The sequence below is a fragment of the Micromonospora sp. NPDC005254 genome (genome assembly GCF_042872525.1).
In the GTDB taxonomy this organism is placed as follows: domain Bacteria; phylum Actinomycetota; class Actinomycetes; order Mycobacteriales; family Micromonosporaceae; genus Micromonospora.
The window spans coordinates 1-25,910 of sequence record NZ_JBIAKM010000001.1 but is presented as its reverse complement, the minus strand read 5'-3'; the positions used below and the strand labels follow the sequence as shown (position 1 = coordinate 25,910).

Here is a 25,910-nt window from a genome sequence, read left to right as displayed (position 1 = left end):
CGCACTAGGTTCGGTGGGATGAGCGCCCGGGACCCCATTGCCGACCTGCGCCGGATCGCGTTCCTGCTGGAGCGTGCGAACGAGGCCACCTACCGGGTGCGGGCGTTCCGTTCGGCGGCGAAGGCGCTGGCCGGCCTCCCGACGGTCGAGGTGGCCGAGCGGGCCGGCAACGGCACGCTCACCGAGCTGGCGGGCGTGGGGGACGTGACGGCCCGCTGCGTGGCGGAGTCCCTGGCCGGCGAGGAACCGGTCTATCTGCGCCGGCTGGTGGCGACCGAGGGCAGCGACCTCGATGCCGAGGCCACGGCGCTGCGCGCCGCCCTGCGCGGCGACTGCCACACCCACTCGGACTGGTCCGACGGCGGCTCCCCGATTGAGGAGATGGCGCTGGCCGCGGTGGAGCTGGGCCACGAGTACCTGGTGCTGACCGACCACTCGCCCCGACTCACGGTGGCACGAGGGCTGACCGCCGAGCGGCTGCGCCGGCAGCTCGACCACGTGGCGCAGGTCAACGCGGCACTGCCGGAGGGCTTTCGGATCCTGACGGGGATCGAGGTGGACATCCTCGCCGACGGCTCACTCGATCAGGACGACGAGCTGTTGGCCCGGCTGGACGTGGTGGTCGGCTCGGTGCACAGCGGCCTCAAGGACGAGCGGGCGAAGATGACCCGGCGGATGCTGAGGGCGGTCGCCAACCCGCACCTGGACATTCTCGGTCACGTCACCGGGCGGATGGTGTCGTCCCGGCCGGCGGGGGTGACCGGCCCGGGTGATCGGGGGCACCGGGCGCGGACCAGGAGCGAGAGCGACTTCGACGCGGACGCGGTCTTCGCCGCCTGCGCGGAGCACGACACCGCCGTTGAGATCAACTCTCGGCCGGAGCGGCAGGACCCGCCGAAGCGGCTGATCCGCCGTGCCCTGGAGGCGGGCTGCCGCTTCGCGATCAACACGGACGCGCACGCGCCCGGTCAGCTCGACTGGCAGCGGTTCGGCTGCGAGCGGGCGGCCCGCTGCGGCGTCCCGGCCGACCGGGTGGTCAACACCTGGTCGGCCGAGCAACTGGTGGAGTGGACACACGACCGGGCCTGACCAGCGGCCCGGTCGGGGTCACCTGCGGGCGGGTTCGGCGGCGGGCGCGGCGGGCGCGCCGACGCCGACCACCGGGCGCGGCTTCCGACGGCCGAACAGGCCCTGCGCGACCGCGACCCCCAGCAGCACGATGAGCGCGCCGACCGGCTGGTGCCAGTTGAGCCGCTCGTCGAGCACCACGGCGCCGATCAGCACCGCGAAGATCGGAATCAGGTACGTGACGGTGGAGGCGGTGCTCGCACCGGCCACCCGGATGTTGCGCATGTTGATGACGAAGGCGAGCCCGGTGCCGAGCGCACCGAGGGTCAGCACACTGGCCACCACCTTCGGCGACAGCTCGGTGGGCAGCGGCGGCGCACCCGCGACGAACGGGGTGACGACGGCGAGCTGGACGGCGGCGAGCAGCAACTGCGCCGTGGACAGCGACAGGCCGGAGTGCGCGCTGCCAGCCACGAACCGCTTCTGGTACGGGATGGCGACGCCGTAGCAGGCGGCCGCGCCGAAGCACATCAACTGCCCGACGAAGTGCGCCCCGCCGATGCCCTCCCAGACCCCGAGCACCACGAGCACGCCGAGGAAGCCCAGCCCGAGGCCGATCGCGCGGCGCACGGTCAACCGCTCGGTGCGGAACACCAGCACCGCGAGCGGCAGCACGATCAGCGGCGTCGTCGCGTTCCAGATGCCGGCGAGCATCGACTCGACCCGCTGCTCACCGTAACCGAAGAGGGTGAACGGCACGGCCACGCCGAACGCGGCGACGACGAAGAGGTGCGCCCACACGCGGGGCTCGCGCGGCAGTCGGTCGCGCAGCACCGCGAGGACGACAAGCAGGGTCAGCGCGCCGGCGACGACGCGGTAGAGGGTCAGCTGGACGGGGTGCAGCTCGGCCACGCCGACCTTGATGAACAGGAAGCTGGAACCCCAGATGGCGGCGAGGGCGAAGAAGCCCGGCAGCCAGGCACGCAACGGCGCCTTGTCAGGAGCGATGTCGGTGGTCACTCCTGACAGTCTGCCGGACGGGTACGACAAAGTCCCGCGGCTTTCCGCCCTCTGGATCTGGCACCTGAACACGACAAACGTCGTCGACATCCAGGCGGGGTGGTCACGTAGTGTCGCACTGTGGGACGAATTGATGAACTCGCCAACCGCTACGTGGCCGAGTGGGCGCCGTTGAGCCCCACCGGCGCGACCTACGTCGGCATCGCCGGCCATGACGACCAGCTCGACGACCTCTCCCCCGACGGTTACCAGGCCAAGGCCGACCTCACCCGCCGCACACTCGCCGAGCTTGAGGTGACCGAGCCGGACACCGAGGCGGAACGCACCGCCAAGGAGGCCATGCAGGAACGGCTCGGCCTCGATCTGGCCCGCTACGAGGCCGGCGAGACGACGAGCGAGATCAGCGTGATCGAGAGCGGGCTGCACGAGGTCCGCATGGTGTTCGACCTGATGCCGACCGCGACGGCCGACGACCAGGCCAACATCGCCGCCCGGCTCAACGGCCTGGCCGGCGCGCTGGAGGGTTACAAGACCACGCTGCGCGAGGCGCTCGCCGACGGGCGGGTCAGCTCGAAGGTGCAGCTCGTCGAGGTGGCCAAGCAGTGCGACACCTGGACCGACCCGACCGGGGACAACTTCTTCCACGGCCTGGTCGAACGACTGGGCGCGGACGGCACGCTCGGCGCCGAACTGCGCCGGGGCGCGGCGGCGGCCACCGCGGCGACCGCCGAGTTCGGCCAGTTCCTGCGGGCCGAGCTGGCCCCGCACGGTCGGGACAAGCAGGCCGCCGGCCGGGAGCGCTACGAACTCGCCTCGCAGTACTTCCTCGGCGCGAAAATCGACCTGGACGAGACGTACGCCTGGGGCTTCGCGGAGCTGGCCCGCCTGGAGGCGGAGATGCGGGTCGTGGCCGGGCGCATCGCCGGCTCGGGCGCGACGGTCGACGAGGCGGTGGCCACGCTGGACGCCGACCCGGCCCGGACCATCCGGGGCAAGGAGGCGTTCCGCGACTGGATGCAGGCGCTCGCCGACAAGGCCATCGCCGAGCTGCACGGCACCCACTTCGACATTCCGGAGCAGGTCCGCCGGATCGAGTGCTGCCTCGCGCCGACCAGCGACGGAGCCATCTACTACACCGGCCCGAGCGAGGACTTCTCCCGGCCGGGTCGGATGTGGTGGGCGGTGCCGCAGGGCATCACCGACTTCTCCACCTGGCGGGAGGTGACGACGGTCTACCACGAGGGCGTGCCCGGTCACCACCTTCAGGTGGCGCAGACCGCCGTCCGGGCCGACCTGCTCAACCGCTGGCAGCGGCTGCTCTGCTGGGTCTCCGGGCACGGCGAGGGTTGGGCGCTCTACTCGGAGCGGCTGATGGACGAGCTGGGTTACCTGGAGGACCCGGGCGACAAGCTGGGCATGCTCGACGGCCAGGCGATGCGCGCCGCCCGGGTGATCGTCGACATCGGCATGCACCTGGAGTTGGAAATCCCGAAGGACAACCCGTTCGGCTTCCACCCGGGCGAGCGGTGGACGCCCGAGCTGGGCTGGGAGTTCATGCGGGCGCACTGCCGGGTGCCGGACGAGAACCTGCGCTTCGAGCTGAACCGCTACCTGGGCTGGCCGGGGCAGGCGCCGTCGTACAAGGTGGGTGAGCGGATCTGGTTGCAGGCCCGCGAGGACGCCAAGGCCCGCAAGGGCGCCGACTTCGACCTGCGGGAGTTCCACCGGCAGGCGTTGGACCTGGGCGCGCTGGGTCTCGACCCGCTGCGTAAGGCGCTGGCACGGCTCTGAGCCCGTCGACGACTCCGGGTGCCGGCGGGCCGACCGCCGGCACCCGTCGCGTCCGCGCCCGGTCCGGTCCGGTCGACCACCCACCACTCAGGCGAGGGTGAGGGCCAGCGCTGGCCTCGCCGTCAGGGTGTTGCTGGTGACGTACGCCAGGTCGATGACGGGGTCGGTGAACGTGATCGGGATGGGTGAGGTGACCGGGAGGCCGTTCGGCAGCGGCAGGTCCGGAGTCAGCGTGATCTTGATGCCGAGCAGGCGGCCGACGAACCGGGTGGCGTAGAAGGCCACGTCTCCGCTGACGGTCAGCCGGTCGGTCGCGTACCGCTGGCTGCGCCCCTGCGGGCCGTCGGCCTGCAGCAGGAAGTCCTCGGTCACGGCCTCCCGCATGCTGAACTTCAGGACCTTGAGGTGCCCCTTCTCGGTGTCCAGTTCGGTGACGCCTTCGAACCGCAGCTCGGTCATCCGGACCGAGGACCCGGTGAGCTTGGACGGTGTCTGCGCCACCCTGGGCAGGGTCGGGTCGTCGGCGATGCGCGGCAGCGGCTTGCCCGGCTCCACGCTGCCGGGTTTCGCCGAACCCGGCGTCGTCGCGCCCGGTCGGCCCGGCCGGCCTGGGGCCGGGCAGGCCGTGGACCCGGGACGGGCCGTCGGTGTGGCGGTCGGCTTGGCCGAGGGCGTGGCGGTCGGGCTTGTCGACGGTGTCGCGGCGTCGCGGCGGTGGCCGCCGGTGAGCAGGTCACCGATCCCGTTCAGGATGTCGGTGACGACGTTGCCATCCCGGTGCGGGCTCGCGCTCGGTGCCGGTGTGGCGGTCGGCGCGCTCGGAGTGGGCGATGGAGTCGCGGGCCGGGTGGGGCAGACGGTCGCGGCGGGGAGGGTCGGGGCGGCCTGCACCGGCCGTGGCTGGGCGGCCAGGCCGGCGGTGGCGAGGCCGAGCACCACCAGGGCGACACCGAAGGTACGCGGATCAACGGCACGGCCGGACGCGCCCGCGTCGGGGTCCGCCACAGAGCCGGTCCGGCCGTCGGTCGCGTCGGCCGGGGCGATCCCGGCCGGTGCGGAGTCGGCGCCCCGCTCGGGTCGGTGCTCGTCCGGGTGCTGCGGCGCCTCACCCGTGCCCGCCGGCTCGACGACAGCCGGGTCAGCGGCGGTCGGGTCGCTGGCAGACCGCTCGGTGGCGGTCGGCTCGGTAGCGGCCGGGTCAGGGGCGGCGGACGCCGGTCGGGTCGGCGTCCAGGCGAAGGCGAGCGCGCTGCCGACGATGCCGAGCAGCAGGCCGACGAAGAAGCCGCCGAGGTTGAGCCCGATGAGCGCGTAGACCGCCGTGACCGCCGCGACGATCGAGTAGAACAGCCGCTGCGCCGGAGTGAACCAGAGCAGCAGGCCACAGGTCACCAGGATGACCGGGATCAGCAGCGAGAGCAGCCCGGTGGCTCCGCTGTGGAAGCTCAGGCCGTTGATGGTCATCCGGGTGGAGGCGAACATCTCCACCCCGGCCAGGATGGTGAAAAGGCCGCCCCAGAACGGCCGGCTCCGTCGCCAGCGGCGGAACCTCCGCCACGCCTGGGCCGCGTTGCTCGGCCGGACATGGGACGGGTTGGCGGTTGTCACGTACTCCTCCTGGCGGAGCGGGGACGGGGATGGGCGGGCCCGCGGCGGTGAGTCGCCGCGGGCCAGGCTCAGCTCAGAAGCACTCCTTGCCCTTGGCGTCGTCGCCCACGTTGACCTTGAGCCGCAGGCCGACCAGGTTGAACGTTGCCGCGGTCGTGTACCGGGACACCTGCTGCAGGTTGGTGATGGTGACGTGGTCGGCGTTCTGGCCGAACGAACCCTCCTGCGCCGTCGGGTTCAGGTCGGTGGCATCCCGACCAATCTGGATCTTGGTGAACGTCGCGTTGCCGTCGAGCGAGTCCATCGCGATCAGCAGGTCCTCGGCGTGGGCGGGCTGCTTGCCCTCGCCGGCGTTGATGGTGAGCACCACGTCCGTACCGGGCAGGTCGGCGCGGACGGACTGGCAGAGGTTGTACAGGTCGGCGCTCCTGATCTCGGAGAGCGCGATGGGATGCACCTGCCCGTCCTTGCCGTCCTTGCTCTTCTCCTTGACGATGCCGCCGTACTGCTTGAAGCCGTCGCCCTCCAGGCGGTCGGCACCGATCTTGAACGTCTGCCCGGAGACCGTGATGTCGGACGCGATCGCGCCGGTCGACATGCCGAAGAGGATGGCGCCGGCAGCCGCCGTGGCGGGCACCATCATGGCGGCGAAGCGCCGCCACCGGGTACGACCCTGATTGTCTAACCGATCCTGCACGGGTTCCTCCTCGGGTGGATGTGCGCGGCGGCCGTTCGCGGCGGCGGCCCACGCCGGGCCCGTCATCTATTACCGGCGGGTAACGATCGAGCCTGATCGTGCACCCGTTGCGGCGCGGCTCACAACCCCCTGATTACCGGGCGGTAACACACTGCCGCCCACGCGGTGTCGCGCCGTCACGAAATGTGGAGACCATCGACCACAGAGGAGTTTCAAAAGGGCATAAACCAGGTGATCATTCCCGGCAGAGCGACGGAGAGTGACAGCCGCATAGACCGATTACAATCTGGTAACAGATGTAAAGTGCGCAGGTCGCGGGACATGACGAAGGGGTGGACCGCAGTGCGGCCCACCCCTTCGTCATACGTCCGGTCGTACGCGCGTCAGCGCTGCTCCACCCCGCCCGGCGTCGAGCGCTGGGACGGGACCGTCGGATCCTCGGACTTCCAGTTCGTCGTTGCCGGCGGGATCTCGTCGGTCAGCGGACCGCCCTCCCGCTCGCGCTCGTCGTCCCGCACCGCCGGCTGGTCGACCCGGGTCGGCGTCGGGTCACCCGTGGGCATCGGGTCGGCCCGGTGACGCGCATCGGTCGCCGGCGCGGTCCCGCCCCGGCGGGCCACCAGCAGACCGACGACGATCAGCACCAGACCCAGCACCGCCACGCCGATCGGGGCGTAGACGCCGAGGATGGTGAGCTGGCCACGGCTCTCGTTGGCCCGCTTCACCGACGCCTCGATGGTGGCGTCGTTGTAGGTGAAGTCGGCCTTGAGCAGCGAGATCGGGGTGCCGACATCCGGCACCAGGGCCTTACTCTGCACCTCACGCACCTTGACGTACGACCCGGTGACCGGGTCGACCCAGAGCGTCCGGGTGTTGCTGTAGGTCATCCTGCCCTGGGTCGCACCGGGGGCGAGGGCACCCAGCAGCAGGGCCATCCGGTCGGAGGCCAGGTTCAGCTGCTGGTCGGTGATCACCTGCTCGAACCGGTACGCCTCGAGCCCGTTGACGTCCTCCGTGCCCTTGAACTCGGCCGGCAGCGCCTTCCGCAGATCGCGGTCGAAGACGTCGTAGCTCCGCTTCTCGGTGTTGAACGGGAACTTGTAGACCTGGCCGGCGAACGTCACCTTCTCCCGGGTGCCGGTGTCGTCGAGGTACTGACCGTCCCAGTTCACCGCCGCGCCGGAGACCCGGTCCAGCGCCAGCGTGGCGCCGTACGCGTTCACCAGCTCTTTGGTGTCCGTCCGGTCGACGGTCTGACCGACCGTCCAGACCACCGTGTCGCCCTTGAGGTCGCCACTGAGCTTGGCGGTCTGCTCGCGGTTCGGTGTGACCAGGACGGTGGACTTGAGATCGCCCTGGTGGATCGCGATGGCGCCGTTGGCGATCTGAAGGAAAGTGGCACCCTTCGCCTCGGCGACGGACGTCGACGCCTCCAGATCGTAGGGCAGCTTGGTCATCGCGGGCTTGACGACGAACACCAATCCGGCGGCCAACGCCAGGAGCAGTACGCCGCCACCGAACAGCACGGCACCTATGGCGCGGTGCTTCATGTTTCCTCCCTGGAGGAGCTAATTTCGCCGCTATCGATCAGTGATGTGGCCGCGAGGTTACTACCTGGTCACATTGCAACGCGACCCCCGGTCAGCTCTGTTTTTCCGCCGCGCCGCCCGGTTCCTGACCGGTTCGCCGCAGGACGAGCACGAAGTTCCAGGACACGACCTCGCGTACGCCGGGCACTCGGACCACCCAGCGGGCCCACCACGGGTGGTAACGCGGCAGCGCGTCCAGCACCTCGACGTCACCGCTGCCGCGCGCCCAGCGCAGGGCGTCCGAGATGGTGACCGGAAAGAGTGTCTCGCGGTAGCGGTTCTTCGGCGGCCGGCCCATCCTCCGCTGGTAACGCCGGCGGGCCCGGTCGCCGCCGAGGTAGTGCCAGGGTGCCGTCTCGTGCCCGCCCCACGGCGACAGCCACGGGGTGAACGACACGAAGAGCACACCACCCGGCCGGGTCACCCGGGCCATCTCGTCAAGCATCCGGCTCGGCGCGGAGACATGTTCCAGCACGTTCGAGGAGAACGTCACGTCCACACTGGCGGACCGGACCGGCAGGGCGGTGCCGCTGCCCCGCAGCATGCCGGCGACCGAGTCCCCGGCGGCGGAGAAGTCGCCGACGTCCGGGTCGAGGCCCACGTACCGGGCACCGGCGGCGCGGAAGGCGGAGGCGAAGTACCCCGGCCCGCCTCCGACGTCCAGCACGGTCCGCCCGGCGAGCGCGGTGTAGCCCGCCACCTGACGTACCGAATCCCCGGCCAGCAGACCGTAGAAGTGGTCCGGGTCGGTCTGCTCGACCAGGAACGCCCGAAACAGCGTCACCGAGCGGCCCAGTGTGGCGAACCGCCGGTACGCCCCCCGGTCAGCCACCCCGTCTGCTGTGGTCATCGCGCCATCGTCCCGTCCTCGTCCTGGTCCCTGGTCCGTGGTTCCGGCCGCGCCGGGCCCACAGTCGTCCGCTGCGGGGGCGGGTCCGTCGCCGGCTCGTCCCCGCCCGCCGCCGTTCGCGCGGCCGGTGTGCCGGGTGCCGGGATCACCGCCGCGGTGACCGCACCGATCGCGACAAGCATCGCCGCCTGCACCCACGGGCCGTACGCCCACTCCTGCCCGTGGCCCTGCAACCGGCCCGCCACCGCGGTCACCGTGGCGACCGCCAGGCCGCCGAGCACCACCACCGGCAACGCCCGGATGGCGAGCTGCCGCAGCAGCATCGCGGCCAGCACGATCGCCACCGGCAGCACCCCGCCCAGGGCGGCGAGCAGCACCACCAGCAGGACGCCGATCGCCCACGCCGGGCCTTCGGCCGGAATCGTGCGGTCCACCCCGGCACGGCGGCGGACCGGCCACGCGGCCAGCAGGAACACCACGAGCGCGGAGAACGCACCCGCCGCCAGAGCGCCCCGGTACGTCCGGTCCGGCGCGAAGACCAGCCGGACGTCGGCGGCGTCGCCGGCGGGTAGCACCCACGCCTGTTGCCAGCCGTCCACCCGGGTCGTGGCCAGCTTCTGACCAGCGAGGGTGGCCGTCCAGCCGGCGTTGGCGTTCTCCGGCACCACCAGCAGCGCCGCGCCACCGGCGGCCACGCGGACCCGCCGGTCGGTCGGGTCCCAGTCGAGCACTGTCACCTCGCGGTGCCGGGCCGCCGGCACCGCCGCCTCCGGACGCAGGGTGGCGTCCTGCACCACGAAACCGGCCGACGGCACGGTCGCCAGCTGGTGGCCTCCCGCCGGGAGGTCCACCACCGCTCCCGTGGTGCCACAGATCGTGACTGGCGCCGGCCGGCCGGCCAGCACGTCGGCGAGGGTGGAGGCCACCGAGGTCTCGTAGCGGTAGCCGTCCAGTTCGATGGCCGGTCCGGTGCCGCATTTCTCGGTGATCCGGGTGCCGCCGGACAGCGGGCGGAGCAGGTCGTCCAGCGCCGGGATCTCCACCTCGGCGATGCCGGCGGTGGCGGTCCAGCCGTTACCGCGCCGGTCGGCGACCCGCGCGGCGGTTTCCCGGACCACGATCTCGATCCGGTCCGTCCGGACAGCCGGGAAGCGGACCGTCCCGTCCGCGGCGACCGGCAGCACCCGGCTGCGGCCCGGGGTCCGCACCTCGACCTGGGTGGGCAGCGAGCCGACCGGCAGCTCCGCGGGCCGTAGCCGCACCTCGGCGAGGCGTCGTTGCCCGGGCCACCGCAACCGCAGCGTGGGGCGGAGGTCGCCGGTGTCGGCCAGCCAGGCCGTCCCCGAGTCGCCGTCGACGGCCGCGTAGCCGGCGACGGCCGGGTCGCCGGTCAGGTACGAGGAGACGGTGGCCACCACCGGTACGCCGGTCAGGGTGAGCTGACCGGCCGGTCGGGGCACGGCGGTGAGCGCCAATCGGTAGTTGCCCGCTGTGGTGCTGCGGAACACCCGGTCGACGCCGAGCGGTTCCTCGCCGGCACGCGCAAGGAAGCGGTCGCACCGCACCACCGAGCCGGCCGGTCGGAGTCCGGTGTCGCCCGCCGACCCGGCGCCCGCCGCGTCCCAACCGGTGCCGGGAGCGGCTGCCGGGAAACAGGCGGACCGGTCGGCCGGGCCTCGACTGAACGACCAGGCGACCGGCCCGTGGAAGCCCTTGGGCAGGTCGTTCGGCGCCTGGAGGGCGCGGCGGGCGGTGGTGCCGGGAATGGTGAGTTCCCGGATGCCGACCCCGCCGTCGCGTCGTTCCCCGGCGACGCCCAAAACCGTGACCCGTACGCGGCTGGTGGATCCGGGCAGCGTGTAGTACGAGTGCCCACCCAGCGTGTCGGCCACCTCGTGGTCCACCGAGCCCCGGTCGGTGGTGATCCGAAACCGGGTCACCGGCCAGCCCACCCCGAGGTCGTCGACGAACGCCAACGACACGGTGTCCACCGCGCGCGGGGTGTCCAGGTCCACCTGGAGCCACTGGCCGACCGGCCCGGCCAGCGGCGCGGAGTGCCACGCGGTGGCGTACTCGCCGTCCACGGCGGCGAACGGCAGGTGCGACGGGTCGGCGGGGGCGAGGTTGTCCACGAAGCTGGTCGCGGTGCTCGCGCTGACCTCCCGCACCCCCTGGTAGGTGGCGACGGTCTGGTGCCGCTTGCCGGGGAACGGCAGCAGGTCGAGGGCCACCCGACCCTGCCGGCCGGCTTCCGTGGCGGTCAGCGTCTGGCTGACGTTGTCCCGCACCCGGCCGATGTCACGCTCCCGGCGGCGCAGCCCGTCGGTGACGATCCACCGCTCGTCCCCCACCTCGACGCGGTCCCCGGCCAGCACCACCGGCCGGTCCCGTTCCACCAGCCCCTGTTCCAGCAGGGGCAGCAGGGACTCCGGACCGCCGCTGACCGTCGGCACATCGTCGGTGAGCACCGCCGAGGCGGCCGGTACCGGGCGCTGCACCTCGTACACCTCGATGGCCGGCACCGGCCCGGCGTCGTCGTCCACCGGGCTGCCCGGCGTGCGACCGGCAGCGGTCGTGCTCCCGAAGGTCGCCACCCGTGCGAGGCCCGGCGAGTCGGTCAGCGCACGGCGCAGCACCGCGACCGGCGGAGCGTCCACCTGGCTCCGGTCGATGTCGTTGCGCAGCAGCACGTGCCGGAAGCCGGCACGGGCCAGGAAGTCGGCCAGCCCGGCCGACCCCCGACCACCGGCCAGGACGGTCTCGACCGTGTCCATCACCCGCGTGTTGCCGGCCGAGCCGAGCGGGATCTGGTTCCGCACCGCCCAGGGTGCTCCGGCCAGCGCCTGGAGCGGCTCGTCGACAGTGCGCCCCCACTCGTACTGGCCGAAGCCGGACCCGGGCACCATCAACGTCCGGGCCAGCGCGTCCCGGTCGGCCAGCCAGGTGGCCGCGGACCGCCAGTGCGGCGGCAGGTCCGACCAGCCCGGCCCGGGTCGCAGCTGCCCCAGCCAGGCCGGCGCGGCGGCGCCCAGGACCAGCAGCAGCACCGGTACGAGCGCCAACGGTCGCAGCCGGATGCCGGGCCGGCGCCGGGCGGCGGCGTTGTGCAGCCGGGTGACCACCGCGTCCACGCCGTGCGCGAAGCCGAGCATCAGCGGCAGGCGCAGCACCGGGTCGAGTTTGTGCACGTTGCGGAACGGGGCCAGCGGGCCGTCCAGCAACTCCCGGACCGGCCCCGAGAGCGGGCTGTCCAGGCTGCCGACGTAGCCCATGGTGAGCAGGGTCAGCCCGGCCAGGAAGCCGAGCACCAGGAAACGCCGTTCCGGCAGGAGGTTGCCGGCCAACCCGGCCAACCCGATCAACGCGACCAGCGCGGTCAGCGCCATCAGCACGGGGTGGTCGATCAGCAGCCAGCCCGCCGGCCACCACGGATCCCCCTGGACGATGTACGCCACCCACTGGTTGGTGCCCCGGACGGCCTGGAAGAGCGAGGCCACCCCGGTGGTCGTGGTGGACGACTCGATGTAGTCCAGGAACGGCAGGCTGTACTCGCCGAGCAGCAGCAGCGGCACGATCCACCACAGGCACACCGCGACGACACCGAGGCACCACCAGCCGACCAGGCGCAGGTGGGCCCGGTCCCAGCGACGGGTCAGCAGCCAGATCCCGGGCAGCAGCAGGGCCAGCACGACCACTGCCGCGTTGATCCCACCCATGCCGAGCACGGCCAGCGCGGAGAGCGCCGCGGCCCGACGTGGCGAGCCGATCCGGCGGGCCTGCACGAGCGGCAGCAGCACCCACGGCAGCAGCGCCGCGGCCAGCGTCTCCGAGGACAGGGCGCCGATCTCGGTGAGCATCCGGGGTGCGAGCGCGTAGCCGAGCGCGGCCGCGTACCGGGTCGGTTCGGTGCCGATGTTCAACGCCCGGGCCAGCCGGAGCAGCCCGTAGAACGCCACCGCCAGCAGGAGCGCGGTCCAGGCCCGCTGCGTGATCCACGCTGGCACACCCAGCAGCTGCCCGCCGGCGAAGAACGGCCCCATCGGAAAGAGGTAGCCGTACGCCTGGTTCTGCAGCTCGCCGGAGGTCGCCTCCGGGTTCCACAGGTGCAGCGCGCGGTTCAGGAAGTGGATCGGGTTCGCGGCCAGGTCGAGCTTGGTGTCGAAGGTGACCTGGCCGGGCCGCTGCCCGAAGGCGATCGCGACGAGCAGCAGCAGCGACAGCGGGGTCCAGGGCGCCCCGCGTACCAGCCGGCGGACGTGCGGTCGGCTCATCGGCGGCAGTCCGGCGGCAGGCAGCTCAGGTCGGCGAGCGCGGAGAAGAAGATCTGCCGGATGCCGCTGGGCTGCTCGGTACGGAACACCCGGCCGCCGGTGACCTTGACGATCGCGTTCAGCTCGTCCGGGTCGACGTCCCGACCCAGCCCGATGAAGATGATCGGTAACGGCCGGCGGGGGTCCTGCAACCGGGTCAGCTCGGCCAGGAACTTCGCCCGGCCGATGCTGTCCTCGTCCTCGTTCCGCCCGTCGGTCATGACCAGCACCAGGTTGATCCGGCCGGGCGTCCAGTGCTGCCGGGCGTCCTGATACGCGGCCAACGTCGCGTCGTACAGCCCGGTGCCCCCGCCGGTCTTGACCCGGACGGCGGCCAACCGGTCGGCGAGCCGGGCACGCTGGGCGCGCAGCGGGGCGACGGGCAGGATCTCCCGGTAGTCCCGGTCCCCGTCCACCTTCGTGGAGAAGACCCAGATACCCAGCTCGCTGTTGTCCAACAGCAGACCGGCTCCCTCGCGGGCGGCCTTCACGGTCGCCGCGAGCCGGGTCTCGCCGGTGCCGGGCACCGGGGCTGCCATCGAGCCGGAGACGTCGATGACGGTGAGGATTCGCGCGCTGCGCTGCACGCCGCTCCAGCCGTTCAGCACCTCGGTGACCGTCTCCTCGGCGGGCAACGGCACCGGTCGGCGCTCCTCGGCCCGCAGTCGACCGTCGTCGGGAATTGCCGGAGGGAAGCCGGACGCCGTCCGGAAGCCGAACCCGAGCAGCGTGTCCCGGGACTCGACAGTGAGCAGGTTGGTCAGGAAGCCCGCGGCCGCATCCCGGACGTGACCACGCGCGGCGGGCAGCACCACGTACGGCAGGTCCAGCGACGGCACGCCGATCTCCGGGTACGCGGCGACCAACCTGTTCGAGCCGGCCAGCGCGTTGTGGTCGAGCACGGCCTGCTCGCTGGCCGCGACCGCCTGGGCCCTGTTGGCCAGCCCGCCCCCAGGCGCCAGGACGCCCCCGCCCTCGCCGGCGGAGAACGTCTCGCCCGCGAGCCGGCGCAGCACGGCCGCCATCGCGGCAGCCGGTTGCCGCTCACCGGCGACCAGCGCGCGTACCCCGAGCAGCGCGGCGACCCCGGACGGGTCGGCGGCCGGGTCCGGCACTCCCACCGGAGTCGGACGGGCCTTCGGTCCGATCAGCGACGCCCAGGTCACCGGCTTCGCCGGCCACCCCAGCCGGCGCGCGGTCGGCTCGGTCACCGCGAGCACCACCGGGGTGCTCGCCACCGAGGTGCCCTCGCCAGGCACCTCGAAGGCCCCGCCAGCCCGGGCCCGGCGCAGCCAGAACGTGGATTCCGGCAGCCAGGCGTCGGCGACGTCCACCGCGTTGGCCAGGTCCCCGGCCACGGTGGCGGACTCCCGGGCCTGCACGTCGATCGACACGCACGGCTGCCGACCGACGCTTGCCCGCACGATCCGGTCGAGGGCCGGAGCGATCACCGGCGCGGCGGCCACCCGCAGCCGAACCCGCTCGGCGCACTCCGGCACGCCCCGGTCCGCTCGCACGTAGGCCACGGCGGCCCAGCCGGTCAACAGCAGCACCAGGGCTGCGCTGAGCAGCACCACCGGGGAGCGACGGAAGAGGGAGCGCACCGGCGCGAGTCCGTCGCGCAGCACCGCCGGCCACCTCCTCGTCACGTACCGGCGCGTCCGTGCGCAGGTCGGAATCCATCGCGGCGGTCGGGCGGCGCCACCTGGACGCCGGCCGCCGCACGCGGTTGCGTTGCACACCCTGCCAAGGTTTTCCGTCGCCGGCAAACCCCGATCGACGAGCGGTTATCCGAGTTTCGCTGCCGGTGCGACCCATTGCGCCCACCGGCCGGGCAGCCCTAGGGTGGCGCGATCGTGCTCACTTACTCATCGGTAGGAGCAGCGTGGACCCCTCCGTCGCCCCCACACGCCACGTCCTGTTCCTCAACTGGCGCGACACCACCAACCCGGAAGGTGGTGGCTCCGAGGTCTACCTCGAGCGGATCGCCGCCGAACTGGTCGCCATGGGCCACCGGGTGACCCTGCTCTGCGCCGCGCACGGCAACGCCGGTCCGGCGGAGACCACCGCCGAGGGCGTCCGCGTGCTGCGCCGCGGTTCCCGGCACACCGTGTACGCCCGCGCCGCGCTTACCTGTCTCGCCGGCCGGTTCGGCTTCGGCCCGCTCGGCCGGCGCGGCCTGGGCCGGCCCGACCTGGTGATCGACGTCTGCAATGGGGTGCCGTTCTTCGCGCCGCTGTACGCCGGCCGCCCGGTGATCGCGCTGGTGCACCACGTGCACCGGGAGCAGTGGCCGGTCGTCTTCGGCCCGTGGATGGCCCGGCTGGGCTGGTGGATCGAGTCGTGGTTGGCCGTCCGGCTCTACCGCCGCTGCCGGTACGTCACCGTCTCGGAGGCCAGCCGGGCGGAGCTGGCCGCACTGGGGGTGGCCGCCGAGCGGATCGACGTGGTGCCCAACGGCACGCCCCCGGTGACCGGCCCACCGTTGCCGCGCACCCCACACCCGTCGCTGCTGGTGCTCGGCCGTCTGGTCCCGCACAAGCGGGTGGAGATCGCATTGCGCGCCGTCGCCGAACTGATCGGCGAGCTGCCCGACCTGGAGCTGGTGGTGGCGGGCCAGGGTTGGTGGGAGCAGCCGCTGCGGGAGCTGTGTGACTCGCTCGGCATCGCCGACCGCGTCCGGTTCACCGGCTTCATCAGCGAGGAGGAGAAGCACGCCGTACTCTCCTCGGCCTGGGTGGCGCTCACCCCGTCGATCAAGGAGGGGTGGGGGCTCACCATCGTCGAGGCCGCCGCGCGCAGCACCCCGACGGTGGCCTTCCGCTACGCCGGCGGGGTCGCCGAGGCGATGGTCGACACCGAAACCGGCCTGCTCGTCGACGACGAAGCCGAGTTCACCGACCAGGTGCGCGAACTGCTGGCCGACGACGTGCGGCGCAAGGCGATGGGGGAGGCGGCGCTGCACCACGCGTCCCGCTTCACCTGGACGGCGACCGGGGCCCGCTTCGCCCAACTGGTGACCCAAGCGACCGGCCGGGCCGACTGACTCCGAGCACCACGAAAAGGGCACCCGCGACCAGCGGGCGCCCTTTCGTCGTCTGACTTAGCGCGTGCCGTACAGCGGAGGCTCTGCGCCCTGCTCACCATTGACGTTCGTGGTGGCAGCCTCCTTGGCGGACGGGCTGAGCACATTCGCCAGACCGACGCTACCGAGCAGGCCGAGCACGACCCCGAGCACCCCGACGGCAACGAATGCGGGCAGGTTCCTCATCCACCTTCTCCTTCCGCGGGACTCGCGTGCCGGGACGCTACCACGCGGTAGCGTGCGCGCGCAGTGCCCGAAAAACCGATGGCCAGCACCACCGTTCCGGCCAGCAGATGGGCGAGCCCGACCGGTCCGGGCCGGGTTGGCGCGGGCGGTGGAGACCAGCGCGGGTTCTCGTACAGGGTCAGCTCTGGCCCATCGTGGACGATCCGCAGCCCGACCAGGGACGTCGGCGGCGGCGCCGGCCCCGCCGCCCGCTGCACCAGCACCCAGCGCGGGCCGGCCGCCGACACCGGCGTCCCGGCGGCGAGGAGTTCCCGCACCCGCGCGGCGCGCGGATCCTCGCCGGCCACCGCCAGCCCACCAACGCGCAGCGTGTCGTCGATCAGTACCGGCACGCCGAGGTACCGGGGCGCCGGGTCGATCACCACTTGGCCGCGGTTCCACCCATAGCGCTGGTACTCCTGGAACGGCAGGGAGATCACCTCACCGGGCCGCTGCTCGACCAGCCGCGCCACCGCGGTCCAGTCCGCCGGCCAGGCCACCGGTCGGAGCCGACCCGCAGCGCCGAACGCCAGGTCGGGCAGGAGCGCCACCGGCAGCAGCGCGGCACCGACCAGCAGCACCCGACCGGTGGCCGGGTCGAACCGGGCGGCGAGCCGGTCGGCGAGGCGTTCCGCGCCGAGCGCCCCGGCCACCGCCAGGGCCAACGCGTACGGGATGAGCAGCTTCTGACCGTCCCGGATCAGACCCGCGCCGGGCAGCGTCGCGACCAGCCAGCCGAGCAGATCCGCGCCGCCGGGCAGCGCACCGAGCGCCGCCACCAGCCACGAACCTGCCGCGAGCAGGCCGAGGCGGCCGGCCACCGGAGCGGGCCAGCGCCGGAACAGCAGCGGTACGCCGTACCCGGCGACGGCCAGCACCAGCACGGTGACCAGGGGCACCAGCAGCGCACCCCGGGAGGCTGGCGTGGTCTGCCCGTTCCAGATGCCACCGGTGCCGGCGAGCGCCACCAGCGGCCCCGCCCAGTTCTCCGCCCGGGCCGCGAACGCCAGCACACCGGCCGGGTCCGACCTGCCGCTGCCGGTACTCACGAAACCGGCCACCAGCCACGGCGCGTTGAGCAGCACCGTCGCGCCCAGCGCGGTCGAAACCGCCCGGGCCGCCCCCGGATACCGTCCGGGCAGCAGCACCGCGATCGCCACCAGCGCGATCACTCCGCCACTCGGGGTGATCGCCGATGCCGCCGCGGCGAGCAGCAGCCGCGGCAGCGCGCCGGGCCGGCCGGTCCGTACCCCGATCGCCGCCCGGACCAGCCACGGCAGCGCGGCGTACGCGACCAGCAGTCCCCACTGGCCGACGAGCAGCCGCTCGGCCAGGTACGGCGTCCAGGCGTACCCGAGGGCGGCCACCACCCGGACCGCGACCCGGTCGGTCGGCACCAGCCGGGCCGCGCCGAGCGCCGCGAGGTAGATGATCGCCACCAGCACCAACCGTTGCAGCAACCAGCCCGGCACGAGCTGGTTGGCCAGCGCCACCACGGCGTCCTGCGGGACGGCCCGGGGCAGCGCCGAGGCCGGGGCGATCACCTCCCAGCTCAACGCCTGCCGGGGCACGAAGACCATGTCGTAGCGGAGCACGTAACCGGGGAGCAGCAGCGGCGTCAGGACCACCGCCGTGACGGCGGCGGCGACGCCGTGCGGCACCATCCGTTCGCGCATCCTGACGACCCCACCCCGATCCGGCCCGACCACCCGTCGCGCTGGTGGCGGCCACTGTACGCGGACCACCCGGCGGCCCCCGAACCATCCGTTGACCTGATGGGGCGGCCCGTCATCCGTGTGGCAGTCTTCCCGCCATGGCATTGACCGGATCCGAGGTGGGCGCGGCGCGTGGCGAAACCGGCGGGGCCGGTGGACGGGTACGCACCGATCCGATCCGGCCCCTCGCCGTCACGATGATCGTGGTCAGCGTGCTGTGGCGGGCCCAGATCGCCTCCCGCGGTTACCTGGCGGCCGACGACTACGTGCTGGTCACGCAGTCCAGCGAATCGGCCCTCACCCCGGGCTTCCTGCTCACCCTCTACAACAACCACTTCATGCCGGGCGGCCGACTGCTCACCTGGCTGGTGACCGACGCCTTCGGGCTCACCTACTGGCCGTACGTGCTGTTGATGGCGGCCGGTCAGGCGGTGCTCTCCGTCGCGTTCTACCGGCTGCTGCGCGACCTGCTGCGACCGAGCAGGCTGCTGCTCGTCCCGCTCGGGATGTTCCTGTTCAGCCCGCTGACGCTGGAGGCGACTTCGTGGTGGGCGGTCGGGGCGAACATGCTGCCGATGCAGTTGAGCATGGTGCTCGCCGTCGGCGCCCAGCTCAGGTACGTCCGCACCCGCCGCAAGCGGCACCTGCTGTCGCTGGCTCTCGCCGTACTGCTGGGTCTGCTCTTCTTCGAGAAGGCACTGCTGGTCGTACCGCTGGTCTTCCTCTTCACCGTCTGCTTCCTCACCGACGGCGGGCCGGTCCGCTCGGTGCTGACGACGCTGCGTCGCTGGTGGCCGTCCTGGCTGGTGCTGACCGCGCTGGTCGGCGCGTTCGCCGCGGTCTACCTGCAGCGCGCCGAGTCGTCCGTGCGCCGGCCGGAGTCGGTGGGTGAGGTGCTGTCCTTCTTCACCCAACTGTTCGGTTCCACGCTCGTGCCGGGTCTGCTGGGCGGGCCCTGGGGCTGGCTCGGCGCGGGGGACGGGTCGCCGGTGGTCGCGCCGCCCGACCTCGGCCGCTGGATCTCCTGGGCGGTCTTCGCCGCGCTGATCGTACTGACGGTGAAGCGGGACCGCAGGGCCACCCGCGCCTGGGTCCTGCTCGGCGGCTACCTGATCATCGCCACGACGCTGCTGGCGGCCACCCGGCTCGGCTCCGTGTTCAGCGGCGTCGCCGGCGGGGTGCCCCGCTACGTCAGCGACGCCGTGGTGGTCGCCGCCATCTGTGTCGGTGTCGCTCTCGTCGGGGTTGCCCGACCGACGCCGACCGACGGCGAACCGACCGGCGGCGAGGCGTCCCCGCCCGCCGGGGCTCCCGCACCGTCCGCTGACGCGGAGCCGGCCGCCGCACCGAGCGCGGCAGAGCCCGACGTGCCGCGCTCGGAGCCGTCGCCGGCCGCACCGCGCTCCGGCGTCGCGGCCTACTCGTCCCGGGCCGGTGTGATCCACGCCGAGGCCCCGGACGACCCGTACCACGGGCCGGCCGCCGAGCCGAGGACCGAGCCGGATCCCGAGTTCGATCCGGAGCCGGCAGCCGAGGCCCCGGCGACGGCGCGGCCCTCCGCGGAGCGCGAGCCGGACGTCCCGGCGTCGTCCGCGGCCGGCGGACGGGAGCGGCGGCCTTCGACACCAGTGCCGCCGGACTGGCTGGGGCCGGTGCCCGAGCGGTACCGCGAGGTCGTGACGGCTGGTCTGGCGCTCCTGCTGGTGGCGGCGATGTTCGGCACGGTCTGGACCACGTCGCGCTACGGCGACGAGTGGGCGAAGAAGTACGGCCGGTCCTACCTCGACACGGCCCGGATCGAGCTGGCCAGCGCCCCGCCCGGCACCGTCTTCTTCGACACGCCGCTCCCGAGCGAGGTGTTGTCGAATCTGTCCTGGCCGTACAACTATCAGTCCCGGTTCTTCGCCGCCGCCGGCTCCCGCCCGGAGTTCGTGGAGGACACGGAGAACGCCTCGATACTCGACGGGCTGGGGCGGGTCCAGGTGGCCATCATCCAGGGCAGCAACGTCGTGCCCGGCCCGCAGGAGGGCTGCGGCTACCTGGTGCAAGCCGGTCAGACCGTCCGGATACCGCTGGACAAGCCACGGCACCACTGGGACTGGGTCGTCCGCATCGGGTACCTCAGCTCGGCCGATGGCACTGCGGTGCTGCGCTTCGGGCAGGGCAGCCACACGTTCCCGGTCAAGAGGGGCCTGAACCAGCGCTTCTTCGAGATCACCGGCGGTGACGGCGCGGTGGAGCTGACGGTGACCGGCGGGCCGGACCTGACGCTCTGCACGAACGAGATCAGCGTCGGCGACGTGGTACCGAAGCCCGAGTGACCACCGAGGAACCCCGGCTGGTGGCGGACCCGGCCCAGCCCGGTGCGGCGAAGCGCCCCGCCCGCGACACAGGGGTCGTGCGGCTCGGTGTCGCCGGAGCGGCGGTCACCGCCGCCACCATGCTGACCAACGGGTTGGCCTACCTGGTTCCGATGCTCGGTGCCCGCCAGCTGACCGCCTCCGACCTGGGTGCGCTGGCCACGGTGCTGGCACTCGGCGCCATCGCGGCGGTGCCCGGGTTCGGCCTGCAGATCGCGGTGGCGGCCCATCGCGCCCGGTCGGGGCCCAGCGGGACGACACGACTGGCGCTGCGCACCGCCGCCTTCACCGCCGGGATGACCCTCGTCGCGGCACCGGTACTCACGGTGGCGCTCCGGCTCCCGGTCGCGCTGACCCTGCTGCTCGCCCCGACCACCTTCGCCACCGTGCTGGCCGGTCGCTGGCTCGGCGAGCTCCAGGGTGACCAGCGGTTCCTGCGGCTCTCGGGCGCGATGACCGGGCTCGCCGCCGGGCGTTACGGCGGTCTCATCGTCGGGCTCGCCCTCGGCTGGGGACCGGTCGGCTCCCTGCTGCTCGGGACGCTGGCCGGCTTCGTCGTCCTCCCGCTGCTGGCCCGGCTCGCCGCGCCCGCCGCCCCCAGCGGCCCGGCCCTCGGCGTCCCCGGACCCGGGGTGGCACCAACCCTCGCCGACGACCGCGACCGCACCCTGAGCGGCCGGCAGGTGCTGACGGCGTGCGGTGCCACCCTCGCGATGCTGGTCATCTCGTACGCCGACCTGCTCCTCGCCCGCCAACTCCTGCCGGCCAGCGGCTCCGGCGGCTACGCGGTCGGCGCGGTCCTCACCAAGGGCGCGCTCTGGGCGCCGCAGGTGGTCACTCTGCTGGTGCTGCCGCGGCTGGCCTCGGGCGACCGGCGGGCCCGGGCGCTCGCGCTGGGGCTGATCGTGGCCTGCGGTGCGGTGCTGGTGGCCGCCGCAGCGGTCGCCGGTGAGCTGGCCTTCCGGCTGGTGGGCGGGGCGGACTACCTGCACCTGGCCGGCGAGGCCCCGCTCTTCGCCGCCACCGGCGCCCTCTACGCGGTGGTGTTCATGCTGGTCAACGAAAGAGTGGCGACCGGTGCCCGCTGGCCGGCCGCGCCGCTCTGGGTGGCCACCGCCGGCCTGGTCGGTGCGGCCCTGCTGGTGGCGCCGCGCACGGTCGAGGGCGTACTGAGCTGCGCGCTGGTCACCGCCGCGCTGACCGCAGCCGTGCTGGTCTGGCTGGCCCGCCCCGCGCGTGGCTGACCCCTGGGCGCTGCCCGGGTCAGTCGCCCGCTGCCAACCAGGTGCTCAGCAACTGGTGATCGATCGAGTCGACCCGGCCGAGTGGACGACCGGCGGCGACCCGCTCGCGCAGCTCCGCCCGGCTGAACCAGCGCGCCTCCAACAGCTCCACGCCGTCCACCCGCACCTCCTCGGACGCGACGCGGGCCCGGAAGCCCACCATCAGCCCGGCGGGGAACGGCCACGCCTGCGACCCCTGGTACGCCAGGTCCGTCACGGTGACACCGGCCTCCTCGGCCATCTCCCGCCGGACCGCGTCCTCCAGGCTCTCGCCCACCTCGACGAAGCCGGCCAGCGTCGAGTACGCGTCCGCCGCCGCGCCCGCGTGCCGGGCCAGCAGGCAGCGCTCCGGCGAGCCGGGCGCCTCGACCAGCACGATGATCGCCGGTTCGATCCGGGGGAACAGCAGCCGACCGCACTCCGCGCCGGAACAGGTCCGCACATGCCCGCCACCGCCGGCGACGGCCGCCGCGCCGCAGGTGCCGCAGTACCGCTGCTGCCGGTGCCAGTGCAGCAACCCCCGGGCGTACGCCTGGGCCGCCGCGTCAGCCGGGTCGAGCCGCCCGACCAGGGCCCGTACGTCGACCGCCCGCGTCGCGCCCGCCATCTCGACGGCGGCGGGCTCGCTGAGCCCGGAGAGGTCCACGGCGAACACCGCGACGTCCCCGTCGAGCCCCAGGAATACGGTCTCGGCGGCAGCCGACCGGACGAGCGACGCGCGCTCGGCCGTCAACCGGACCGGCCCGACCCCGTCGACCAGGCAGCGGTCCCGCCACAGCGGCAGCACCACGGTCGTCGGGTCGGTCAGCAGCGCGTCCAGTCGAGCGGCGTCGGTACGCAGCGCGCCCGCCCGCTCCAGCCAACCGCCGCCGTACGCCAACACCCGCTCCGCAGCGTCCACCCCGCCACCGTGCCACGGCGGCGACCCGGCGTCGGCACCGACCCCGGCCCTGGCTCGCCCCCGGCCCACGCGACACGCCGAACGACACGCGGTGCCAGCGCAGAGCGGGCGCAGCCCGCGCGGACGGCCGAGCATTGGTTACCGTGGTGTCCTCCGGGAGGGGGGACCTCCCGTGGCACCTGGCGATCGAGGTTGCAGTGACGCTGTACGGCGATGAACGTCCACCCACCGACGACCGACCCACCGTGCAGGTCACCGCGGTCACCTGGCCGGACGACGGGCCGGATCCGGTCACGCCGCCCACGGCCACCGCCGAGCCGGGCAACGGTGGACGCCGTCCCCGCCGGGTGCGGATGCTGCTCGCGGCCGGCGTCACCGGCACCGTCCTCGCCGCCGTGGCGGGCGCCGGCGCCTGGGCGTACGCCGGGGACGTGCCCCGGGGCACCAGCGTGCTCGGCGCCGAGCTGGGCGGACGGAGCCGCAGCGCCGCCGACCGGGAGTTGCGGGCTGAGCTGGACCGGCGGGCGGCGGCCCTCGCCGCGCCACTGCGGGTCACGGTCGGGGAGCGCACCGCCGAGATCAACCCCGCCGAGGTCGGGCTGAGCGTCGACGTGGCGGCCAGCGTGGCCGCGGCGGCCGAGGCCGACGCGCACCCGGTCAGTCGGCTGGTCGGCTCCCGAACCGTCGACCCGGTGGTCACCATCGACGCCGACCGGCTGGACGCGGCCCTGCGCAAGGTGCTCGGCGACCAGGTCCGCCCGATGACGATGCCGGCCATCACCTACCAGGGCACCACCCCCAAGGTCGTACGCCCCAAGCCGAGCCTGGCATTCGACCCGCAGCGCTCCGCCGACGCCGTCCGCACCGGGTGGCTGGCCGGCACCCCGGTCACCGTGCCGCTCGTGGAGAGTCAGCCGGCGACCACCGCCGAGGAGCTGGACCGGTTGGTCGCCGAGCTGGCCAAGCCGGCGGTCGCCGCGCCGGTCACCCTGCGCACCGACAAGGGCTCCGTGCAGGTGCCACCGGCGGCCATCGCGAAGAGCCTCCGATTCACCGCCGACAAGGCCGGCAAGCTCACCCCGGCGGTCGACGTCAAGCGGCTGCGCACAGCCCTGGGCGACGACCTGCTCGCGATCGAGGTGCCCCCGAAGGACGCGTCGATGACCATCTCCGGCGGCCGACCCAAGGTCACCGACGGTCGCGCCGGCCAGCAGCTCGACACCGCAGCCCTGGGTCGTGACCTGTTGGCCGTGCTGCCGAAGTCGGACGGACGCGAGGTGACCGGCGAGCTGAAGGCGACACCGCCGGAGCTGACCGCGGAGAAGCTGGCCGGTCTGGGCATCAAGGAGCGGGTGTCCACCTTCACCACGCGGTTCACCGGTGGCATGGCGTCGTCGCGCAGCCAGAACATCGCCACCATCGCCAAGGAGGTGGACGGCACGGTCGTACTGCCGGGCAAGACGTTCTCCCTGAACGGGCACACCGGCGAACGTGGCTACGCGCAGGGCTACCGGGACGCGCCGGTCATCCTGGACGGCAAGCTGGTGCCGGGCGTCGGCGGTGGCACCTCGCAGTTCACCACCACCCTGTTCAACGCCACCTACTACGCGGGCCTGGAGGACGTCGAGCACAAGCCGCACTCGTACTGGTTCGACAGGTACCCGGCCGTCATCGAGTCGACCATCTTCTGGCCGAGCCTGGACTTCAAGTTCCGCAACAACACCGAGTACGGCCTGCTCATCGACACCTCGTACACGTCGAGTTCGGTGACCGTCTCGATCTGGAGCACGAAGATCTACGACAGCGTGAAGACGGAGTACGGCCCTCGGCGCGACATCACCACCCCGAAGGTCATCCACCTCGAACCCGGCCCGTCGTGCATTCCGAGCAACGGCATCAACGGCTTCGCCCAGGACGCCTTCCGGGTCATCAAGAAGGGCGGCGTGGTCGTCAAGCGGGAGAAGTTCACCTGGCGCTACGACGCGGAGCCCCGCTACGTCTGCGGCCCCAAGCCCTCCTGAGCCTCCACGGCTGTCCTCACGCCGTGGTCAGAATGTGGCGATCGGGTTGACCGGGCTGCCGGACGCGCCGGCGAAGCGGACCGGCGCGACGGCGAGCTGGAAGTCCCACTGGCCCAGCTCGGCGGCCGTTGTCGCGCACGCCTCCAGGTCGCAGTTGTCGAGCAGCCACAGACCCATCGCGACGAGGCTCACGGCGTGCACCGGCATCAACACGTCGTCGTACCCCGACGGCTGAACGTCCTGCGGAGTGTCGGCGCCGATCAGCGCGACCTTGCGTTCATGCAGCCACGGCAGGCAGGACGCGTGCCAGCCGGCCTGCGTGAAACCGCTGGCCACACCGGATTCGTGCCGGAAGCGGCCGTAGCCGGTGCGCAGAAGCACCGCATCGCCGGGTCGCACCTGGACACCCTGGCGGCGCTCGGCCTTCTCCAGATCCTCGGGAACGACACCCTGTCCCGGCTCCAACCACGGCACACCGCGGGCCCCCGCGACGTCCAGCAGCACACCACGGGTGACGATGCCGTTCGCCGCGGCCGTGACGGCCGCCCACGCCGATCCCGTCGCGGCGTCGACCAACGAGTGCGAGCGGCCGTTGTACATCGTGCCGTCCCAGAAGAGGTGGCACGGCGAGTCGATGTGGGTGATGGTGTTGCCGTGGAAGGTCATGCCGAGCCGCTCGGACGAGAAACCCCATCGCCGATCAGCGTGGAAGGCGGCCACCGGCATTTGCTCCGCGCCCGGCATGTCGGCGGCGCACGGGCACGACATCGTCGACCGCTCCATCTCCTCCGGTACGGCGACCTCCCACGCGCAGGACACGCTCCGGCCGTGGCGCACGGCCCGCGCCGCCGCCAGCCGGACGTCGTCGGTGATGTGGTTCAGGGTGCCGAGCTCGTCGTCGTCACCCCACCGTCCCGAGTTCGACAGCGTGTCGAAGTATCCGAGCACGTCGTCCTGAGTGGGCATCGGTCGCTCTGGGGGCATCCCCGCATCGACTCCTCCGGTCACGCGGTCTGATCCTTCGCCAGGAGGTCATCCACAGGAACGAGCCTAGGCCCAGGTATCGGTCACCGGCATCGGGTGCCAAGCGCGGAAACGCAGAAAAGGCCACCCCCGTTGGGGGTGGCCTTTTCTGGAAGATTGTCCGGCGGTGTCCTACTCTCCCACACCCTCACGAGTGCAGTACCATCGGCGCTGGAGGGCTTAGCTTCCGGGTTCGGAATGTGACCGGGCGTTTCCCCTCCGCCATGACCGCCGTAACTCTATGAACATATCAAACAACCCCGGCACAACGTCACGGGTGTTCGCTTGTTCAGAGTTGCACAGTGGACGCGTAGCAGCTTAGTAGTCAAGTCCTCGGCCTATTAGTACCGGTCAACTGAACCCG

Annotated in this window: 17 protein-coding genes and 1 rRNA gene; 6 read left to right on the top strand and 12 right to left on the bottom strand. The window is 72.7% G+C overall.

Annotation, left to right across the window (positions count from 1 at the left end; all coding sequences use genetic code 11):
- Nucleotides 1-18: 18 nt before the first annotated feature.
- Entirely contained in the window at nucleotides 19-1,089 is a 1,071-nt protein-coding gene (locus tag ACFYPR_RS00090; protein ID WP_387258098.1) for a PHP domain-containing protein, read from the top strand.
- Nucleotides 1,090-1,107: 18 nt separating this feature from the next.
- Here ACFYPR_RS00090 and ACFYPR_RS00085 read toward each other — a convergent pair whose 3' ends face one another.
- Complete coding sequence (locus ACFYPR_RS00085) at nucleotides 1,108-2,088, bottom strand: DMT family transporter (protein ID WP_387258097.1); 981 nt, start codon at nucleotides 2,086-2,088, stop codon at nucleotides 1,108-1,110.
- A gap of 120 nt (nucleotides 2,089-2,208) precedes the next feature.
- Between ACFYPR_RS00085 and ACFYPR_RS00080 the strand changes: the two genes are divergently transcribed.
- Nucleotides 2,209-3,879 carry a DUF885 domain-containing protein gene (locus ACFYPR_RS00080; RefSeq protein WP_387177770.1) on the top strand — a complete coding sequence of 557 codons (1,671 nt, stop codon included), beginning with the start codon at nucleotides 2,209-2,211 and terminating at the stop codon, nucleotides 3,877-3,879.
- Nucleotides 3,880-3,966: 87 nt separating this feature from the next.
- Here the strand turns inward: ACFYPR_RS00080 and ACFYPR_RS00075 are convergent, their stop codons facing one another.
- The 6 genes from ACFYPR_RS00075 to ACFYPR_RS00050 form a co-directional block, all read right to left on the bottom strand.
- Nucleotides 3,967-5,487 (bottom strand): DUF6114 domain-containing protein, encoded by a 1,521-nt coding sequence (locus tag ACFYPR_RS00075; RefSeq protein WP_387258095.1) that lies wholly within the window; start codon nucleotides 5,485-5,487, stop codon nucleotides 3,967-3,969.
- A gap of 73 nt (nucleotides 5,488-5,560) precedes the next feature.
- A complete protein-coding gene (locus ACFYPR_RS00070) occupies nucleotides 5,561-6,184 on the bottom strand; it encodes a DUF6230 family protein (RefSeq protein ID WP_354859338.1) in 624 nt (207 codons plus the stop codon).
- A 383-nt stretch (nucleotides 6,185-6,567) separates the two neighbouring features.
- Entirely contained in the window at nucleotides 6,568-7,734 is a 1,167-nt protein-coding gene (locus ACFYPR_RS00065) for a DUF3068 domain-containing protein (RefSeq protein ID WP_363936527.1), read from the bottom strand.
- A 91-nt stretch (nucleotides 7,735-7,825) separates the two neighbouring features.
- Nucleotides 7,826-8,623, bottom strand: coding sequence for a class I SAM-dependent methyltransferase (locus ACFYPR_RS00060; RefSeq protein ID WP_354859333.1), 798 nt, complete (start codon nucleotides 8,621-8,623; stop codon nucleotides 7,826-7,828).
- Nucleotides 8,620-12,894 (bottom strand): alpha-(1->3)-arabinofuranosyltransferase family protein, encoded by a 4,275-nt coding sequence (locus ACFYPR_RS00055; RefSeq protein WP_387258094.1) that lies wholly within the window; start codon nucleotides 12,892-12,894, stop codon nucleotides 8,620-8,622. Before ACFYPR_RS00055 ends, ACFYPR_RS00060 begins: the two co-directional genes overlap by 4 nt.
- Entirely contained in the window at nucleotides 12,891-14,561 is a 1,671-nt protein-coding gene (locus ACFYPR_RS00050) for a substrate-binding domain-containing protein (protein ID WP_355064818.1), read from the bottom strand. The genes ACFYPR_RS00055 and ACFYPR_RS00050 overlap by 4 nt, the downstream gene beginning before the upstream one ends.
- 257 nt (nucleotides 14,562-14,818) lie before the next feature.
- Between ACFYPR_RS00050 and ACFYPR_RS00045 the strand changes: the two genes are divergently transcribed.
- A complete protein-coding gene (locus ACFYPR_RS00045) occupies nucleotides 14,819-15,979 on the top strand; it encodes a glycosyltransferase family 4 protein (protein WP_354859328.1) in 1,161 nt (386 codons plus the stop codon).
- A 57-nt stretch (nucleotides 15,980-16,036) separates the two neighbouring features.
- Here ACFYPR_RS00045 and ACFYPR_RS00040 read toward each other — a convergent pair whose 3' ends face one another.
- Both ACFYPR_RS00040 and ACFYPR_RS00035 read right to left on the bottom strand, forming a co-directional pair.
- A complete protein-coding gene (locus ACFYPR_RS00040; protein ID WP_158609830.1) occupies nucleotides 16,037-16,204 on the bottom strand; it encodes a hypothetical protein in 168 nt (55 codons plus the stop codon).
- A complete protein-coding gene (locus ACFYPR_RS00035; RefSeq protein WP_387258093.1) occupies nucleotides 16,201-17,919 on the bottom strand; it encodes a hypothetical protein in 1,719 nt (572 codons plus the stop codon). The genes ACFYPR_RS00040 and ACFYPR_RS00035 overlap by 4 nt, the downstream gene beginning before the upstream one ends.
- Nucleotides 17,920-18,056: 137 nt before the next feature.
- Between ACFYPR_RS00035 and ACFYPR_RS00030 the strand changes: the two genes are divergently transcribed.
- Both ACFYPR_RS00030 and ACFYPR_RS00025 read left to right on the top strand, forming a co-directional pair.
- Nucleotides 18,057-20,279 carry a hypothetical protein gene (locus ACFYPR_RS00030; RefSeq protein WP_387258092.1) on the top strand — a complete coding sequence of 741 codons (2,223 nt, stop codon included), beginning with the start codon at nucleotides 18,057-18,059 and terminating at the stop codon, nucleotides 20,277-20,279.
- A gap of 20 nt (nucleotides 20,280-20,299) precedes the next feature.
- Nucleotides 20,300-21,562, top strand: coding sequence for a polysaccharide biosynthesis protein (locus tag ACFYPR_RS00025; RefSeq protein WP_387179269.1), 1,263 nt, complete (start codon nucleotides 20,300-20,302; stop codon nucleotides 21,560-21,562).
- A 19-nt stretch (nucleotides 21,563-21,581) separates the two neighbouring features.
- On the opposite strand, the gene nudC is transcribed toward ACFYPR_RS00025, so the two are convergent.
- Nucleotides 21,582-22,502, bottom strand: a complete 921-nt coding sequence (gene nudC, locus ACFYPR_RS00020) for an NAD(+) diphosphatase (RefSeq protein WP_387258090.1) — start codon at nucleotides 22,500-22,502, stop codon at nucleotides 21,582-21,584.
- A gap of 197 nt (nucleotides 22,503-22,699) precedes the next feature.
- On the opposite strand from nudC, the gene ACFYPR_RS00015 reads away from it, so the two are divergent.
- Nucleotides 22,700-24,523 carry a VanW family protein gene (locus tag ACFYPR_RS00015; RefSeq protein ID WP_387258088.1) on the top strand — a complete coding sequence of 608 codons (1,824 nt, stop codon included), beginning with the start codon at nucleotides 22,700-22,702 and terminating at the stop codon, nucleotides 24,521-24,523.
- 27 nt (nucleotides 24,524-24,550) lie between these two features.
- Here ACFYPR_RS00015 and ACFYPR_RS00010 read toward each other — a convergent pair whose 3' ends face one another.
- Together ACFYPR_RS00010 and rrf are read right to left on the bottom strand one after the other, a co-directional pair.
- Nucleotides 24,551-25,489 carry a cyclase family protein gene (locus ACFYPR_RS00010; protein ID WP_387258087.1) on the bottom strand — a complete coding sequence of 313 codons (939 nt, stop codon included), beginning with the start codon at nucleotides 25,487-25,489 and terminating at the stop codon, nucleotides 24,551-24,553.
- A 176-nt stretch (nucleotides 25,490-25,665) separates the two neighbouring features.
- Nucleotides 25,666-25,782 (bottom strand): 5S ribosomal RNA (rrf, locus tag ACFYPR_RS00005).
- Nucleotides 25,783-25,910 lie beyond the last annotated feature (128 nt).

What these genes read in the sequence shown, in the direction of transcription:
- ACFYPR_RS00055 (WP_387258094.1), bottom strand. Translation starts at nt 12,894, where the DNA reads ATGAGCCGACCGCACGTCCGCCGGCTGGTACGCGGGGCGCCCTGGACC.
- ACFYPR_RS00030 (WP_387258092.1), top strand. Translation starts at nt 18,057, where the DNA reads ATGGCATTGACCGGATCCGAGGTGGGCGCGGCGCGTGGCGAAACCGGC.
- ACFYPR_RS00090 (WP_387258098.1), top strand. Translation starts at nt 19, where the DNA reads ATGAGCGCCCGGGACCCCATTGCCGACCTGCGCCGGATCGCGTTCCTG.
- ACFYPR_RS00040 (WP_158609830.1), bottom strand. Translation starts at nt 16,204, where the DNA reads ATGAGGAACCTGCCCGCATTCGTTGCCGTCGGGGTGCTCGGGGTCGTG.
- ACFYPR_RS00010 (WP_387258087.1), bottom strand. Translation starts at nt 25,489, where the DNA reads ATGCCCACTCAGGACGACGTGCTCGGATACTTCGACACGCTGTCGAAC.
- ACFYPR_RS00065 (WP_363936527.1), bottom strand. Translation starts at nt 7,734, where the DNA reads ATGAAGCACCGCGCCATAGGTGCCGTGCTGTTCGGTGGCGGCGTACTG.
- ACFYPR_RS00060 (WP_354859333.1), bottom strand. Translation starts at nt 8,623, where the DNA reads ATGACCACAGCAGACGGGGTGGCTGACCGGGGGGCGTACCGGCGGTTC.
- ACFYPR_RS00035 (WP_387258093.1), bottom strand. Translation starts at nt 17,919, where the DNA reads ATGCGCGAACGGATGGTGCCGCACGGCGTCGCCGCCGCCGTCACGGCG.